Raw genomic sequence first — 16,368 nt, forward strand, 5'->3', positions numbered from 1 at the left:
ATAATGAGGGAAATCCATGTCTATGCTCCGTAGTCTGTCTCTGATTGTGGCGCTTGTGCTTCCGGCCTGCGCCGCTACAGCTGAATCCGAAAATGCCGGCCCCAACCCGCCGGGCCGCTGGGACGCCCCCAGTACCGGCAATCCCTTCGTCCCCGGCTACTGGGCCGATCCCACCATCATCGTCCACGATGACACTTTCTATATTTATGTCACCACCGACGGCCCCGGCTGGGGTGCGAACGAGCTGACGGTCTGGCACTCGAAGGATTTTAAAAACTGGAAAAATACAGTGCTCAATTGGCCCGCCCGCGATGACAACTTTACGAATGTCTGGGCGCCCGACGTCATCGAAGGGGCCGATGGCCGCTTCTACATGTATATTTCCATCAATCATGAAATCTGGGCCGGTGTCGCCGACCATCCGCTCGGGCCCTGGCGCAATGCCCTTGATAAGGACAAGCCCTTCATCGCCCGCGATTTCGATCCCGAGGTACACCACATCGACGCCAATGCCTTTATCGACGACGACGGCCAGGCCTATCTGTACTGGGGCTCCGGCTGGGAATGGGAACGCGGCCCCGGTTACGTCGGCTTGCTCGCCGATGATATGGCTTCCTTCACGAAACCACCTCGCCGCACTCACCCGCCGCACTTTTTCGAAGGCCCTTACATGCTCAAGCGCGACGGCCGCTATTTCCTGATGTACAGCGATGGCAAAGTCTCCGAGCCGAGTTATAAAATCCGCTACAGCTATTCGAAATCCCCGACCGGCCCCTGGACCGAGCCGGAACAGAGCCCGATTCTGGTCACCAGCGCCGACCGCACCGTCTTCGGTCCCGGCCACCATTCGGTGCTCCAGTGGAAAGGGGATTACTACCTCGTCTACCACCGCGACGCCAACCCGTTCATGGGCATGGCCCATCGCCAGCTGTGTATCGACCGCCTGGTCTTTAATAAGGACAATCTCATTGAGCGGGTGGTGCCGACCCATCGCGGCGCTTTTCCCCAGGTGACGGACGAGCAACAGCCGGCCAATCTTGCATTCGGCGCGAAAGTCACAGCCTCCTCCGCGGCGGAAAACTACGAAGCCGAACGTCTCGTCGACGACAATTACGGCACGCGCTGGTCGGCCGCCGAGAGCGACGAGTCACCCTCTCTCACGATCGACCTGGGTGAAGTAAAAACCACCCGCCGTATCGAGATTTTCCCGGAGTATGCAACCAAGTATTACAAGTACAGGGTCGAAACCTCAAGCGACGGCAAGCGTTGGAAAGGCCACAGCGATTCCGGCACGACCGCCTCGCGCGGTATGCCCTGGGTGCATGAAAAAAACACCGACGCCCGTTATGTCAGGGTCTCACTGCTCCCCGGCAAGGATGTTGACGCTCCGCGCCAGTCGCTTTGGGAGGTGAAGGTCTATTGATCCGTCGGGTTTATCGGTCTGATCAACTCATAACGGATGCATGTGTGGAGCGAACCGGCGTAAATTTCTAACTCAAGTTTCGGAGTTCGAGGTGCTGTCCGATGGCACAAGCCGGGGCGGGGTACGCCTTTCTGGGACTGTCTGCGGGAGGGACCTCGCGGACAAGCCTACAGGGATGTATTTAGGGGGGCGCCTAGCCCGTGTCCCAGAAAGGTCTACCCCCGCCCCGGCTCCCGGAATTAAATCCCGAAACTCGAGTTTCAAAAGCAAGGCAATCGCAATGAATTTCCCATCAGCAATTCGCACTGCCGGTAACTGGTGGATTGCATACCCCGGTATCGCTCTTGCCATGCTCGGCGTCCTCCTGCCTTCACCTGCCACGTTCGCCGAAGTCTTCACGACTGCGAGCGACACGCCCCCAAAATCCGAATACCGCTCCACCCGCATCTGGGCTCCCTATGACGGCATGACACCATCGGTCCCCCGTCAGCCCGATTACTTTGCGGTCCCTTTCATGTCCGTATCCGAGGCGCCATCCGACGGATCCATGAAAATTGCCGGAGATGATCAAGCGGCCCCCATCTACTACAGCGCGGCGGACGCCAAGGTCGTGGAAATTGCCGCCAATGCCCTACGTGACAACATCCGGCGGGTTACCGGCTTATTGCCCAGGGTTTCCACCGAGGCGCCTGCGGCCCCCACCGCCATCCTCATCGCAACGGTGGGGTACCAATCCCGGTTTACAGACCATCCGGGTCTGGATGGTTGATGCCGGCGTGGTTCTCGATAAACTGACCGTCGAGATCGCCTCCGGCACCTCCGAAGTCGAGGATCTCAGTGAGCGAGAATAATCGAGGCTGACAAGCGAGTATGCATTATGGATCGACGTAATTTTCTCAAGGCAGCTCCGCTGCTCGGCGCCGGAGCCCTGGCGGCGCCCCGGTTGCAAGCCGTGGATATCCCGGAAAGAGGTGTTATCACTGACCATCGGCGGTATTGGCTGGATTTGCTCGATCGAATCTCCAGGCCATTGCTGGAAGCCGGCAGTACAGGGCAATTGAAAAGTACCATGCGGGTGGAAACCACCACGGGGTCCAAGACCAAACCCTCTACCTACCTGGAAGGCGTGGGGCGCCTGCTGGCTGGCATCGCTCCCTGGCTGGAATCGGACTCCGGTGGCACGGCGGAAATCGAACTTCGCAACCATTACCGGGATCAGGCCGTTGCCACTGTAGCGGCCATTGTCGATCCGCAGTCACCGGACTACCTGTTTGACCATATGGAACCGCAGATGCTGGTGGATGCGGCTTTTCTGGGTCATGCCTTTTTGCGCGCTCCACGGCGGCTTTGGCACTCGCTTCCCGCACAGACGCAGCAGCAGGTCGTCAGTTGTTTCCAGGCCACCCGCGAGGTAAATCCGTATTACTCGAACTGGTTACTGTTCAGTGCCATGATCGAGGCCTTCCTGCTGGCAAACGATTTGCCCTTTGACATTATGCGAATCAATCTGCCGGTGAAAAAGCATCAGGAGTGGTACCTTGGCGACGGTATCTACGGCGACGGTGAAGAGTTCCACTGGGATTATTACAACAGCTTTGTCATTCAGCCCATGTTGATGGACATTGCCACAGTGATGCGGGACAAGAATAAAATCGCCGCGGAAGAGGTGGAGACCCTGAGCCGCCAATTCAGTCGCTATGCGGCCATTCAGGAGCGGCTGATATCGCCCGAAGGCACCTACCCGGCGATCGGCCGATCCATTGCCTATCGAATGGGCGCTTTCCAGCACCTGTCACAGGCCGCCCTGCAGCACCGCTTGCCGGAGGAGATCAAGCCAGCCCAGGTGCGGTGTGCGCTGACTGCGGTCATGGATCGCCAGATGACGGCGCAGGGGACCTTTGACGCAAACGGCTGGTTGCAAATCGGGTTTTGCGGTCATCAGAATGCGCTGGGTGAATATTACATATCCACCGGAAGCCTGTATCTCTGCAGCACCGGCTTGCTTGCGCTGGGCCTGCCTGTCAAAGACCCTTTCTGGGCCGATGACGACGAACCCTGGACGGCCGTGAAAATCTGGAGAGGTGAAAACCTTCCAGCCGATCACGCGTTGTGATTCCAGTCATATGCGGTTCGCTTACACGAAGATAACGTAAGGACACCTCTAAAAAACGTCTCCCGTCACCCCCGCGGAGGCGGGGGCCCAGTAACCGCGGAGTTCTGGATTCCCGCGTGAGCTTCGCTGCTCTGACGAGTCGCGGGAATGACGATTTTTAGAGATGCCCGCAGATACTGAGTGAAGGTTGTAGGTGTGGATACGCTTCGCTTACCCATCCTACAGATTGACTGAGTGCCATTCGGCAAGAAAGTCAGCTAGAGTAAATCTTACCATTTGATGCTGGAGAGGCATTGTTGAACAACAATAATCGAGCCAAGCGAGCCACCGTCACCATTCACGACGTCGCCCGCCACGCGAAAGTCTCCTCGATGACAGTGTCCCGGGTGATCAATGGGCAGCCCAACGTCCGCGAGGCGCTTCGCCAACGTGTTTTGGAATCGATCAAGGAACTCGATTACACGCCCAATATTGCCGCGCGGTCAACTCGCATCGGTTTGGGGGCGACGAGGATCGGTATCCTGTTCTCGAACCCTTCAGAGAGTTATCTGAGCAAGATCATGGTGGGGAGCCTCGAGCAGTCGCGTAAACTGGGCTGTCAGCTGATCCCCGAATATTGCGCCGGGCTAAGTTCGCAGAAGAAGGCGGTCGATCGCCTGGTCGAGGCGGGGGTGGAAGGGGTCATACTTCCGCCCCCGCTGTGCGATTCCGAATCGACGGTGCGGATGTTGACCGGCCTGGACATTCCCGTAGTGGCACTGGCAACCGCCAGACCGCTTCCGGAGGTGTCCGCGGTATATATCGACGACTACCGGAGCGCGATATCGATAACCCGTCATCTCATCAAGCTGGGGCACCGGAAAATTGCCTTCGTCAAGGGCGATCCGGCGCACACCCCCTCGGAATGCCGGCTGGAAGGCTTTCTCAAGGCGATGGATGAGGCCGGTCTGACGGTACCTGAGAACTGGATTGCTCCCGGCCGTTTCACCTACAAATCCGGTTTGGCAGCGGCGGAGATGCTATTGAGCGGGGACGAAACGCCCACCGCCATTCTCGCTTCCAACGACGACATGGCGGCGGCCGTCATTTCTGTAGCGCAGGGCCGTGGAATTCGCGTCCCGGAAGAGCTGAGTGTGGCTGGTTTTGACGATACGCCTATTGCCAGCATTATCTGGCCGGACCTGACCACGATACACCAGCCGATAACCGCCATGGGCAGCGCTGCGGTTTCGATCATCCACAAGATGGTCAGTGATCTGAGGAAGGGTGGGGCGTTGAAACCCATTCACCAGCGCATGACATACAAACTTGTCAAGCGCCATTCCTCAGGCAAGGCGCTGTCCTGATGGAGTCCCTTTTCGCCGGTTTTTCGTGAAATGCAACAACCGGTCTACGGAGGAAGCCGGATCTGGACAACAAAATTCTATAAAGGCCTCAAACAGCAGAAAATTTTCCGGGAATGAGGAATTAAGTGCCAAAAAGGGCTTATCAAATGTTTCAATATTATTTATAGTATTGTAACAATGAAGATATAAAAGGTGGGCCGGGCTTACGTTTCCCGGACCTCGAACGTCGGTCCGGTTTGCGGATCCGGCGTTTTTTACCACCGAATCTGTTATCGATAACAATAATTTGAACGGTTTGAGCCGATACCGGAGCGCGACAGCCCCGCCGGAGCTGCCGGATGAGAGGAGCCATTCATGACCAAACCAGGCATTCCAGACAAGTCCGCACAGGGCACCCTGCCACATAATTCCAGTGGAAGACATTGGGCGTTGGGGCGGGTGGTGCGAGCCGTGGCAGCGCCTTTCGCGCTCCTGGTATGCAGCTGGGGCATGCCCGCGCTGGCGCAGGAGGAATTGATTGTCTACCCGCCTCCGGCGCCGCCGGTTTTCTATTCACACCTCAACGATGATTTCACCGTGCGGGTACGCAAACCCGGCGGGACCTGGCAAGACCTGTATGAATACAATGTGATGGTCGACCTGGACAAGCCGCAGGCCGCGACCATGGTCCGCTTCGATATGGACGGACCGGTAGAGGTGTCCGTACGCAAGAACAACGGCGACTTTCGCAATGTGCGGGTGCGGCCGTTGGCGGCGGGCATCAAGGCGAAGATCGGCCGTTTCGGCCACACCGCCACGTTTACCATTGATCGGCCGCGCAAGTTGTCCGTCGAATTCGACGGCGACCGGCTCCACAATCTCCATGTCATCGCCAACCCCATCGAGACGCAAAGGCCCGATCCGGAGAGCCCGGACATTATCTGGTTCGGCCCCGGTGTGCACGAACCGCCCGAAAATGAAAAGGGGTTTCGTATCCCTTCGAATAAAACCGTCTATCTGGAAGCCGGTGCCCTGTTGCGTGGGCCCATAGTTCTCGACCGGGTGGAAAATGTGAAGGTCCTGGGCAGGGGCATGCTCGACAAGCCGCAGCGAGGATTCGAGGTTACTTTTTCCAAGAATATCGTCATCGATGGGCCGACGGTGCTGAACCCCAAACATTACACGGTGTTCTGTGGCCAGTCTTCGGAGCTTGTCATTCGCAACCTGAAAACCTTCAGTGCCGATAAATGGTCCGATGGCCTGGATTTCATGAGCTGCTCCGATGTGGAGGTGGACGATGTCTTTCTGCGCACCTCGGACGACAGCATCGCCATCTATGGACACCGCTGGGATTACTACGGCGATGTGCGGAATTTCCGCGTCACCAATTCGGTCCTGTGGGCCGACGTCGCGCACCCCATCAACATCGGCATACACGGCAATGCCGAGGAGGGCAGTGAGGGCGAACTGATCGAAAACCTGCTGTTTCAAAATATCGACATCCTCGAACACGACGAGGACGATCTCACTGCCCAGGGCACCATGGCGATCAACGTCAGCGACAGGAACCTGGCCCGCAACGTACTTTTCGATACGATCCGGGTGGAGGATTTCCAGGAGGGCCAGCTGCTAACCCTGGGCGTGGTCTTCAGTGAAAAATACAGCGCAGCACCTGGGCGCGGGGTCGAAAATGTCACCTTTCGCAATATCAGTTACAACGGCCCCAATATCAAGGCATCGGTTCTCGCCGGCTACGACGAGGAGCGCGCTATACGCGGAGTGCTCTTCGAAAATTTGCAAATCAACGGGCGCAAAGTGCGCAACGCAGATGAGGCGAATCTGGATATTCGCGGCCATGTTTCCGGAGTAGAGTTTCGTTGATACTTTGCCCGCCCCCGTCGACGAGCATGGCCAGGCGTTCCAGGGCATTAGTCGTGAGCGTGCAGAGCGCGGGTAAGGGGCGATCAGCGGCAGTTGGGAGCCACCTGTAATCTCCGAACCGCGGAATAAAATCGAAGAGTCAGGTGGGATATTGATCAACTTGGTCCAATGCCGAGGCGGAATGTAGAGAATTTTCCTAAATAAAAGAAAGGCATTTGGGGCTTGTTAAAAGGGGTTTCCTTATTATTGGTAATGCAATAATGTACAGGTAAGGAAGCTTTTCTGGGTAAGTCACCAGTTCCAGAATCCATCCCCGGTTCAGATGAGCGGGTAAAAATGATGGTTTCTGATATCGATAACAAAAAAGGCGATTTTCCGAATATTCAGGCCCCGGGAGTCGCTTAAATCAAAGTATCGGGCGCGGCTACGCGTTCCAGGACTATAGAAGAGCGTGTGGGGAGCTGTTCATGACCGAGCCGGGCATTTCTGTCAAATCCGAGAGAGGCGCTTTGCCCAACCACGGCGCGAATGGAGAACGGCGCGTGTTGGGGCGGCTGCAGCTCATGGCAGCGTCATTCGCGCTCCTGACAGGCAGCTGGAACGCGCCGGCGCTGGCACAAGAGGAGTTGATTGTCTACCCGCCTCCGGCGCCGCCGGTTTTCTATTCACACCTCAACGATGATTTCACCGTGCGGGTACGCAAACCCGGCGGGACCTGGCAAGACCTGTATGAATACAATGTGATGGTCGACCTGGACAAGCCGCAGGCCGCGACCATGGTCCGCTTCGATATGGACGGACCGGTAGAGGTGTCCGTACGCAAGAACAACGGCGATTTTCGCAATGTGCAGGTGCGGCCGCTGGCTGCGGGTATTGAAGCGAAGATCGGCCGTCTCGGCCACACCGCCACGTTTACCATCGATCAGCCGCGCAAGTTGTCCGTCGAATTCGATGGCGACCGGCTCCACAATCTTCATGTCATGGCCAACCCCATCGAGACGCAAAGGCCGGATCCGGAGAGCCCCGACGTTATCTGGTTTGGTCCCGGCGTGCATGAATTGCCGGAAGGGCAGGAAAGCTTTCGTATCCCCTCGAACACAACGGTCTACCTGGAAGCCGGCGCGCTGTTGCGCGGCCCCATACTCCTAGATCAGGTGGAGAATGTGAAAATTCTCGGCCGGGGTATGCTCGACAGGCCCGATCGGGGGTTCGAGGTCACCTTTTCCAAGAACATCCTTATCGACGGGCCGACAGTGCTCAATCCCAAGCACTATACGGTGTTCTGCGGCCAGTCCGAGAAGCTGGCCATCCGCAACCTGAAAACCTTCAGCGCCGACAAATGGTCCGATGGCCTGGATTTTATGAGCTGCTCCGACGTGGAGGTGGACGACGCCTTCCTGCGCACCTCGGACGACAGTATTGCCATCTACGGACACCGCTGGAAATTCTACGGAGATGCGCGGAATTACCGCGTTACCAATTCGGTTTTGTGGGCGGACGTAGCACATCCCATCAATATCGGCCTGCACGGTAATGCCGAGGAAGGCAGTGACGGTGAGGTGATCGAAGACCTGGTGTTCCGCAATATTGACATCCTCCAGCATGATGAGGACGACCCCAATTACCAGGGGGCGATGGCGGTCAGTAACAGCGATCGAAACCTGGTGCGCAATGTGCTCTTTGAAGATATTCGGGTCGAGGATTTCCAGGAGGGCCAGCTGCTCAATCTGCGCGTCGTTTTCAACGAAAAATACAGCGGAGCACCTGGGCACGGAATCGAAAATGTAACTTTCCGAAACGTCAATTACGCCGGCCCCAACATGCATACATCGATCGTGGCTGGCTATGACGAGGAGCGCGCTGTCCGCGGCCTGTTGTTTGAGAACCTGAGAATCAACGGGCGCAAGATGCGCAGCGCGGCTCAGGCGAACCTGGGCCTGGGCGACCATGTTTTCGATGTGAGGTTTCGGTGATTGCTCATGGGGGCAGAGCTGAGACTGCAGAAATAAATTTGGTCGTAAAAAAAAGTTGCTAATTGATGTATCGTGAGTTAAGGTCATATTATAATATAAATATGCTGTAATAGAGTTATAAGAAAGGCGTTCCGAGCGGCAGCGGTCACTGTCGCTTCCTGAGGCTCTGAAAGCCGATTGCGATCCCAGTGAGATGGGAAATTTAAATGCCGGTTTTGTTAACGATAACAGCTATTTCAACAATTTGAGCCGAAGTGCCGAATCTTTGCCCCCCGGGCAAAAAGGCTGGGTCAATAAAACGCGGACGCCGCTACGGGCGTTCCTATAACTTTCTGTTCGCCTCCGGCGAGCACCCCCGCTGTTCACCACAAGAAGACGATGAGGAGATAGCAAAATGATAATAAAGTACAAAAAACTCTCCGCCGCTATTGCGGCCTACACCTCGCTAATGGCGATGTCGGCGACGACCTTCGCCCAGGAAGCGGTTTCCGAGGACGAGAAGGATCCGGCGCAGTTGGAGGAGGTTACGGTTACCGGAATGCGCCAGAGCCTTGAGACTTCCGTGGCCATCAAGAAAAACACGATGGAGATCGTCGATTCCATCACCGCCGAGGACATCGGCAAGCTGCCCGACCCGAACGTGGCCGAAACCCTCACCCGCATTCCCGGCGTCCAGGGCTACCGCTACGGTGGCGAAGGCGCCTCTCCGTTCGGCGAGGGCAGTGGCTTGACCATCCGGGGACTCTCGGGGCAGACGGCCTCGCGGGTGGACGGGCGGGCCTATTTCACTGCCGGCGGTCGCGAATTCAATATCGAAGGGGCGATCCCGGGCATGATCGCCGGCGTCGATGTGTACAAGAACCCGTCGGCCGAGCATATCGAGGGCGGCATCGGCGGCCTGGTCAATATCAAGACGCGAAAGCCGCTGGATTTCGACGAGCGTACTTTCAACGTCGCGGTTTCGAACCGCTACAACGATTTATCCGAAGGTAACAGTCCGGAGTTTTTTGGTCTGTATGCCGATCGCTGGCAGACAGACTTTGGCGAGATGGGCCTGATGATCGCCGGCAACTATCAGGAGAGCCACAACCGTTCGGACTCCGATCCCGTCTTTGCCCGCGGGCCGCAATTGCGCCGCGCCATTAGCGCCGACAGCGCCGAATACGCTGACTTGGTTACTGCCGGTGAAGTGGATGCGGCCTACCTGGGGCGCTCGGATATTAGCTATTTGACCGAAGCGAACTACGCGGACTATAGCGAAGAGGAAAGAGCAAACCTGATTACCGCACTGGGCCAGACCAAACAGGCTTTCCAGGAGGATATCAACCGGGTGCGCAAGGGCGCGAATGTGACCTTCGAGTGGCGCCCCAGCGACACGCTCGAGCTCTATGCGACGGCCAACTACAACTATTACCTGTACGATCAGGAATATCGCTTCATGGTCTTTGGTAGCGGTATTGGTGGTGATAGTCGCTACGTCCAGGACCTGAGCACCGTCGACTACACGTTTGACGAAGGTTTCATGAACCGCAACAGCAACGGCGGCGCCAACGAGCTGGTGGCCGGACAGAGGCTGGCCGGCGGAACCTTCCTGAACACGAGTCTGGAGACCTGGGGCGGGCACGAAGACCACCCGTATGAAACCTGGAATACTGCTTTCGGTGGTGAGTGGCAAGCCACGGAGAAGCTGGACGTGAAATTCGATGTGTCGTACATCCAGGCCACTCAGGAGGCAGACAACCGCAAGGTCGCATTCGTTCCGCGCTCGGGCGTGACCTGGGACGTTACCCGCACCCTGATGAAGGAGCCCCATCGCCTGGACATCTCCGGTCCCGATTTGAGTGATCCTTCCAACTTCGTCGTCAGGTACTTTGACAATAACCGAAATCAGAAGTGGGAGGATGACGGCTGGGCGACGCAAGTCGACTTTAAATACCAAATGGACCTGCCGCTGATTGAAGACATTAAGTTCGGCGCCCGTTATGCGACCCAGTCGGCCAGTTTCAGAAACTTCTCTTATTGGGGCAAGCCGATATCCACCGATGGCGAATGGCTGACGGAAGATCAGTCCAACGCCGTTTCGGCGGACTCTCTGGCGGGCCTGCTGGACACCTCGCCGACCAACTGGCTGGACGACCGGGCGGGCTACAGCGGCGGCTACGTGGTCTACGACCCCAGGAAGCTGGAAGGCAACCGTGTGCGTAACCTCTTCCCGCAGGCGGGTATTCCCTTGGACGGCGAGCAAGAAGAGCACCTGCTTGACCGCCGCTATTCCGAAGAAGAGAGTCTTGCCGCTTATTTCATGGTCGACTTCGCCTACGGCGACATCATCAAGGGGAACGTCGGTGCGCGCGTGGTGCAGACCGATCTGTACGCGCGGGCCATGATCGTCGACCCGAACGACGAAATCGTGCCCAACGAGGATGGCACCTCCTACCTCGATGTGCTGCCGTCGTTGAATGTGACTGGCTATATCGACGAGGACACTCTGGTTCGGTTCGGTTACGCCAAGGGCATTACCCGCCCCAGCCTGTCGGCTCTCAACCCCGTCGTTCGTGTCGACCAAGAAACCGGTATGGGCTCGGTGGGCAATCCCGATCTGCGTCCTCTCAAGGCGAACAGCTTCGACGTGTCGCTGGAGAAATACTTCTCGGGTGCGAATTACGTTTCGCTCGGCTTGTTCTATAAGGATATCGACGGCTTCTTCAACAGCGAGAGTACCTGTCAGAGCATATCGGCCTTCCCGACCCACAGATCTCCCGACAACAACTGCCCGGCCAACCAGTACAATGTCTCGCGTACGATCAACGCCGAGAAGGGTATGGCGCGGGGCGTGGAGCTGGCCTTCCAGACCTTCTTCGACTATGACTTCCTTCCGCAAGCGCTGCACAACTTCGGGGTTTCGGGTTCCTACACCATTCTGGATACCGAAAACCCGGTCAAGATGAACGACGAGATCGTCGAAATGCCCATGCCCTTCCAGTCGGACACCAGCTGGTCGTTGTCGGGCATGTACGAGGATGATTTCATGTCGGCCCGTGTGGTCTACACCTACCGTTCCGAGTTCGCGAATAACAACGACGCGTGGCCGAGCTGGGGGGTTTATACGGAGGGCTATGGCATCCTGGATGCGTCGATGAACTTCAATCTCACCGAAGACCTGGCCCTGTCGGTAAACGCGTCGAACCTGACCAACGAGGCGCCGGACCGTTACGCGGGCGATCCGAGGGATTACGATTCGAACTTCCTCATTCAGCACTTTGTTAACGGCCGAGTCTTCGGAGCGGGCCTGCGCTACAGCTTCTGACCTTGCTGTACAGTCTCTCTCCTTGATGGGCGCCCGAGTGGCGCCCCTTTTTCCGTACTTCCACAGTGGGAAGACATGGGAGCAGTGACGGTGTTATTAACCCGGCAATCCAATGGCTCCTCCCGATCTATTGGATTGTCATCCACGAAATACTGACGCAGATGCATGGAACTGCGTATTTCGTGGGCTAACGCCGGTCCGGGCCGGCGGCGGCACATCCGTGTGCCGCTATTAACCCGATATATTTCCGGGCTAAGAAATTATTTAACCAGAGCGTTGATTCACAGATGGTTTTTTTTAAAGACAGAATATCAACGATCGAGGACACCGGTACGGCCGGCCTTGGTCGCAGGGCGGAACTGGCCCGCTCGTGGATGTTCGAAGCGTCTTTTCCCCTGTGGTCGGAAAATGGCGTAGCCGACGAGGGCGGTTTCTGGGAATCACTGGATTTGCAAGGGCGCCCGCTGGAAAACCCGGTTTCCCGCGTTCGCGTTCAGGCGAGGCAGGTATTCGTGTTTGCATTGGCGGCCGTGATGGGATGGCAGCCAAAGCGCTCGCTTGAACTCGTTCGCATCGGTCTGAGAAACTTACACCAAGCCTGCCGCAGGGAAGACGGTTTATACGGTCGCACCGTCGACCTGAATTCGCGGGAATTATCGGACGATCGGGCGGACCTTTACGACAGCGCATTTGTTCTGTTGGCCCATGCCTGGGCCCTGCGCGCGGGCGCCGGAGCCGAAGCACTGACTGGGGGAATGGCGCTGAGCATGGCCATCGACCAGCGGCTGCGCTGCCTCAACAACCGGGGCCGCTATTTCGAGCGCCTGCCGGCAACTGATCGGGTGGAGCAGAACCCGCATATGCATCTGCTGGAGGCGTCACTGGCCTGGCATGAAGCGGCCCGGGATCAACGCTCCCTCCAGCGGAGCCAGGAACTGGTAGCGTTGATGGAGTCCCGGTTTGTCGACCGCGAACTGTCGGGCCTGCGGGAGGTATTTTCGGAGGACTGGGGACCGCACGAAGACGACAGGTTCGAGGCGGGACATCAATACGAATGGGTCTGGCTGTTGCACGAGCACGGGCGTATTTGCAGTGAGCGGGTATCTTCTGTCGCACCTCTGCTCTATCGCAAGGGCCGTGAACTAACCCTGCCAAACGGTCGCATCTACTTGTCGCACGAGCTCAACGGCGACGTTCGGGAAATTGTTCACCGGTGCTGGGGGCTCACCGAGGCGCTGAAAGCCGAACTGGCTCTGGTTCGGGCTGGTGACACCGACAGAATTGCGACTGCGAATGCAGTTTTCGACCGTCTTTGGACGGACCACATTCAGGGAGCGATTTCGGGAGGCTGGCTCGACCGGCTGGATTCCTCCGGAAAGCCCGTTTCCACCGATATGCCGGCGAGCACCGGCTATCACCTGCATTTGGCTTTTTCGGAATTAATAGACGTTGTAAGGATTTTGAGCCGATGAGAGGGATAGAGTTGGGTAGGAAGAAATTGTTCGGCGGCATAGAAGGGGGCGGCACCAAGTTCAATTGTGTGATAGGCCCGTCACCGGAAGAAGTGTGGGCGAGAACCAGTTTCCCCACCACGACTCCGGAAGAGACGCTCACCCGGGCAATTGGTTTTTTTCAGGAAGGGAAAGCCGAATACGGCATCCTGAGCGCGATCGGTGTGGCCAGCTTTGGCCCCGTCGACCTGAATCGGCACTCGCAACACTACGGATATATTACCACGGCGCCGAAACCGAACTGGACTTACATCGATGTGGTGGGAAATATTACCCGCGCCTTGAATATTCCCGTGGCCTTCGACACTGATGTCAACTGTGCCACGCTGGCGGAGGGCGCTTTCGGTGCGGCGCGTGGATTGCGCAACTTCGTTTATGTAACCGTGGGCACGGGCATAGGCGCCGGGGTGGTGGCGGATGGGAGACTCGTCAATGGCGCCATGCATCCGGAAGTCGGCCATATGCTGTTGCCCCGGTTTGACGAGGACAACGATTTCCGTGGCAGCTGCGCATTTCACGGTGACTGCCTGGAAGGTCTGGCCTCCGGGCCGGCGATCGAGGCCCGCTGGGGATGCAAGGGGCAGGACCTGCCGTCGGGTCATCCGGCCTGGGCACTACAGGCCCGCTACCTGGCGGCGATGTGTATCAACCTCACCCTGTGTTATGCACCGGAGCGAATTATTCTCGGCGGTGGAGTGATGTCCCAGAAGCAGCTGTTTGCGATGACTCGCACCGAGTTCAGCAAGCTGCTCAATGGCTACACCACCTTGCCGGCAGCGGCGGATCCGGACAATTATATAGTCCCGTCGGCGCTGGATGGCCACTCGGGCGAAGTGGGAGCCCTGATTGTGGCCGAAAAACTGTTTCAGCAGAGCGATAGTCAGTAAAGGAGACGCTCCGTGTTCAAGAAAACCTATTATTCGACCCATCCAGAAATGATGGAGAGCGTGAGTAACGAAAAACTGCGCGAACGTCATTTGGTGACGGAGCTTTTTACACCCGACGAAATTTCGCTGAACTACACCCACGACGAGCGCATGGTCATAGGTGGCGCGGCACCGGTCGAGGGTGCATTAAAATTGCCCGGACAGACCGAACCGGCTTCAGCAGCGGGCAATCCGTTTCTCGAGCGCCGGGAACTGGGGGTGGTCAACGTCGGTGAAGGCCCGGGCCTTGTCGAGCTGGATGGCGAAACCTACGAAATGGCGCCGCAGGACGGCCTGTATGTGCCGATGGGAACAACAGACGTTGTATTTAAGTCCTTCAGCGCCGACAGCCCGGCCAAGTATTACCTGGTATCCACGCCCGCCCACGCCCGCTACGAGGTGGCCCACATCAACGTAGCCCAGGCGGTACCGCTGGAGATGGGCTCGCTGGAGACGTCCAACGAGCGGGTAATCTACCAGTACATAGTTCCGAAAACCTGCAAATCCTGCCAGCTGCTGCTGGGGGTGACCATGTTGAAGCCGGGCAGCGTCTGGAACACCATGCCGCCGCACCTGCACGATCGGCGCTCAGAAGTGTATTTCTATTTCCAGCTCGGTGAAGACGGTCGGGTTTTCCACTTTATGGGCCAGGAAGATAAGCTGCGCCACATCGTTATGAAAAATAACGAAGCGGTGATCTCACCGCCCTGGTCGATACATATGGGATCTGGAACCAGGAACTATGCGTTTATCTGGGCCATGGGCGGTGAAAATCTTGATTACACCGATTTGAATGTGCTGGATATTTGCCAGTTGAAATAGGCTCCGTTCCGGTGCGCACGGCGCACCCTACGGTATGGACCAGAATTAGGCGTAGGATGGGCACAAACCGGCAGGATTGCCGGTTTGGACGCCGCAGGCGCCCGAAGGGCGAGCGCCATGGATGGCGTGAGTCAATGCGTAGCGTGCCCATCACCAGTGCTGGAAGATGGGCACGTCGCTGCGCTCCTTTGCCCATCCTACAAAGAGAAATTGAGTAAATTGACTATGTCCACTTCCGCTTTCAGCCTGCAAGGAAAGGTCGCACTGATCACCGGCGCCAATACCGGCTTGGGGCAGGGCATGGCGCTGGCGCTGGCGGAAGCCGGTGCGGATATCGCCCTGGTGGGGCGGTCGCATCCGACAGAGACGGTGGCCGGCATCGAAGCGGCGGGCCGCGGGTCGCATGTTATTAAAGCAGACCTGTCATCCGCCGAAGGTGTTGCCGAAATTGTGGCGGAGGCGGTAGAAACGCTCGGCAGCGTGGATATCCTGGTCAACAATGCCGGCATCATCCAGCGCAATGACTCCATCGATTTCACCTTCGAGGAATGGGACGCGGTGATGAACACCAACTTGCGCACGTTATTTTTTCTGTCCCAGGCGGCGGCGAAGCAGATGATCGCTTCCGGCCGCGGTGGCAAGATCATTAACATTGCCAGCATGCTGTCATTTCAGGGGGGAATCCGGGTGCCTTCTTACACCGCATCGAAAAGCGGCGTTATGGGCCTGACCAAGATCCTGGCCAACGAGTGGGCCCCCCATGGCATCAATGTGAACGCGATTGCGCCTGGCTATTTCGCCACCAACAACACCACCGCCCTGCGTGCGGACGAGGTGCGCAATGCGGAAATACTCGGCCGCATTCCGGCGGGGCGCTGGGGTGAGCCGGCAGACTTGGGCGGCGCCGCGGTATTCCTGGCCTCTTCCGCATCCGACTATGTGCAGGGGATCACCCTGCCGGTCGACGGGGGCTGGTTGGCGCGATAGTGATGGTTGTAATGCTGCTGAGTTAAGACTTGGCACCATGTAGGAGCCTGCTTGCAGGCGAATGGCTACGGAGCACTGTTCTTGTTCGCCTGCAAGCAGG

11 protein-coding genes are annotated in these 16,368 nt (G+C 57.6%); all 11 read left to right on the forward strand.

All coding sequences use genetic code 11. The features are described 5' to 3' along the window. Positions 1-22 precede the first annotated feature (22 nt). On the forward strand, positions 23-1,423 hold the full coding sequence (locus PP263_RS22520; protein ID WP_308366318.1) for a family 43 glycosylhydrolase: 1,401 nt from the start codon (positions 23-25) through the stop codon (positions 1,421-1,423). A gap of 280 nt (positions 1,424-1,703) precedes the next feature. Further along, entirely contained in the window at positions 1,704-2,192 is a 489-nt protein-coding gene (locus tag PP263_RS22525) for a hypothetical protein (RefSeq protein ID WP_308366319.1), read from the forward strand. A 108-nt stretch (positions 2,193-2,300) separates the two neighbouring features. Then, positions 2,301-3,536 (forward strand): DUF2264 domain-containing protein, encoded by a 1,236-nt coding sequence (locus PP263_RS22530; protein ID WP_308366320.1) that lies wholly within the window; start codon positions 2,301-2,303, stop codon positions 3,534-3,536. A 296-nt stretch (positions 3,537-3,832) separates the two neighbouring features. Further along, positions 3,833-4,882 carry a LacI family DNA-binding transcriptional regulator gene (locus tag PP263_RS22535; RefSeq protein ID WP_308366321.1) on the forward strand — a complete coding sequence of 350 codons (1,050 nt, stop codon included), beginning with the start codon at positions 3,833-3,835 and terminating at the stop codon, positions 4,880-4,882. A gap of 354 nt (positions 4,883-5,236) precedes the next feature. Beyond that, complete coding sequence (locus PP263_RS22540; protein ID WP_308366322.1) at positions 5,237-6,742, forward strand: glycosyl hydrolase family 28 protein; 1,506 nt, start codon at positions 5,237-5,239, stop codon at positions 6,740-6,742. A gap of 563 nt (positions 6,743-7,305) precedes the next feature. Beyond that, positions 7,306-8,715 (forward strand): glycosyl hydrolase family 28 protein, encoded by a 1,410-nt coding sequence (locus PP263_RS22545; protein WP_308366323.1) that lies wholly within the window; start codon positions 7,306-7,308, stop codon positions 8,713-8,715. A gap of 394 nt (positions 8,716-9,109) precedes the next feature. Beyond that, positions 9,110-12,022 carry a TonB-dependent receptor gene (locus PP263_RS22550; RefSeq protein ID WP_308366324.1) on the forward strand — a complete coding sequence of 971 codons (2,913 nt, stop codon included), beginning with the start codon at positions 9,110-9,112 and terminating at the stop codon, positions 12,020-12,022. A 287-nt stretch (positions 12,023-12,309) separates the two neighbouring features. Beyond that, positions 12,310-13,494 carry an AGE family epimerase/isomerase gene (locus PP263_RS22555; RefSeq protein ID WP_308366325.1) on the forward strand — a complete coding sequence of 395 codons (1,185 nt, stop codon included), beginning with the start codon at positions 12,310-12,312 and terminating at the stop codon, positions 13,492-13,494. Beyond that, positions 13,491-14,420, forward strand: a complete 930-nt coding sequence (locus PP263_RS22560; protein ID WP_308366326.1) for an ROK family protein — start codon at positions 13,491-13,493, stop codon at positions 14,418-14,420. The genes PP263_RS22555 and PP263_RS22560 overlap by 4 nt, the downstream gene beginning before the upstream one ends. 12 nt (positions 14,421-14,432) lie before the next feature. Beyond that, positions 14,433-15,281: a 5-dehydro-4-deoxy-D-glucuronate isomerase gene (gene kduI / locus PP263_RS22565; protein ID WP_308366327.1), complete on the forward strand. Its 849-nt coding sequence runs from the start codon at positions 14,433-14,435 to the stop codon at positions 15,279-15,281. Positions 15,282-15,506: 225 nt separating this feature from the next. Continuing rightward, positions 15,507-16,268: a 2-dehydro-3-deoxy-D-gluconate 5-dehydrogenase KduD gene (kduD, locus tag PP263_RS22570; RefSeq protein ID WP_308366328.1), complete on the forward strand. Its 762-nt coding sequence runs from the start codon at positions 15,507-15,509 to the stop codon at positions 16,266-16,268. The last annotated feature ends 100 nt before the right edge of the window (positions 16,269-16,368 follow it).

Source organism: Microbulbifer sp. TB1203 (assembly GCF_030997045.1).
Classification (GTDB): Bacteria; Pseudomonadota; Gammaproteobacteria; order Pseudomonadales; family Cellvibrionaceae; genus Microbulbifer.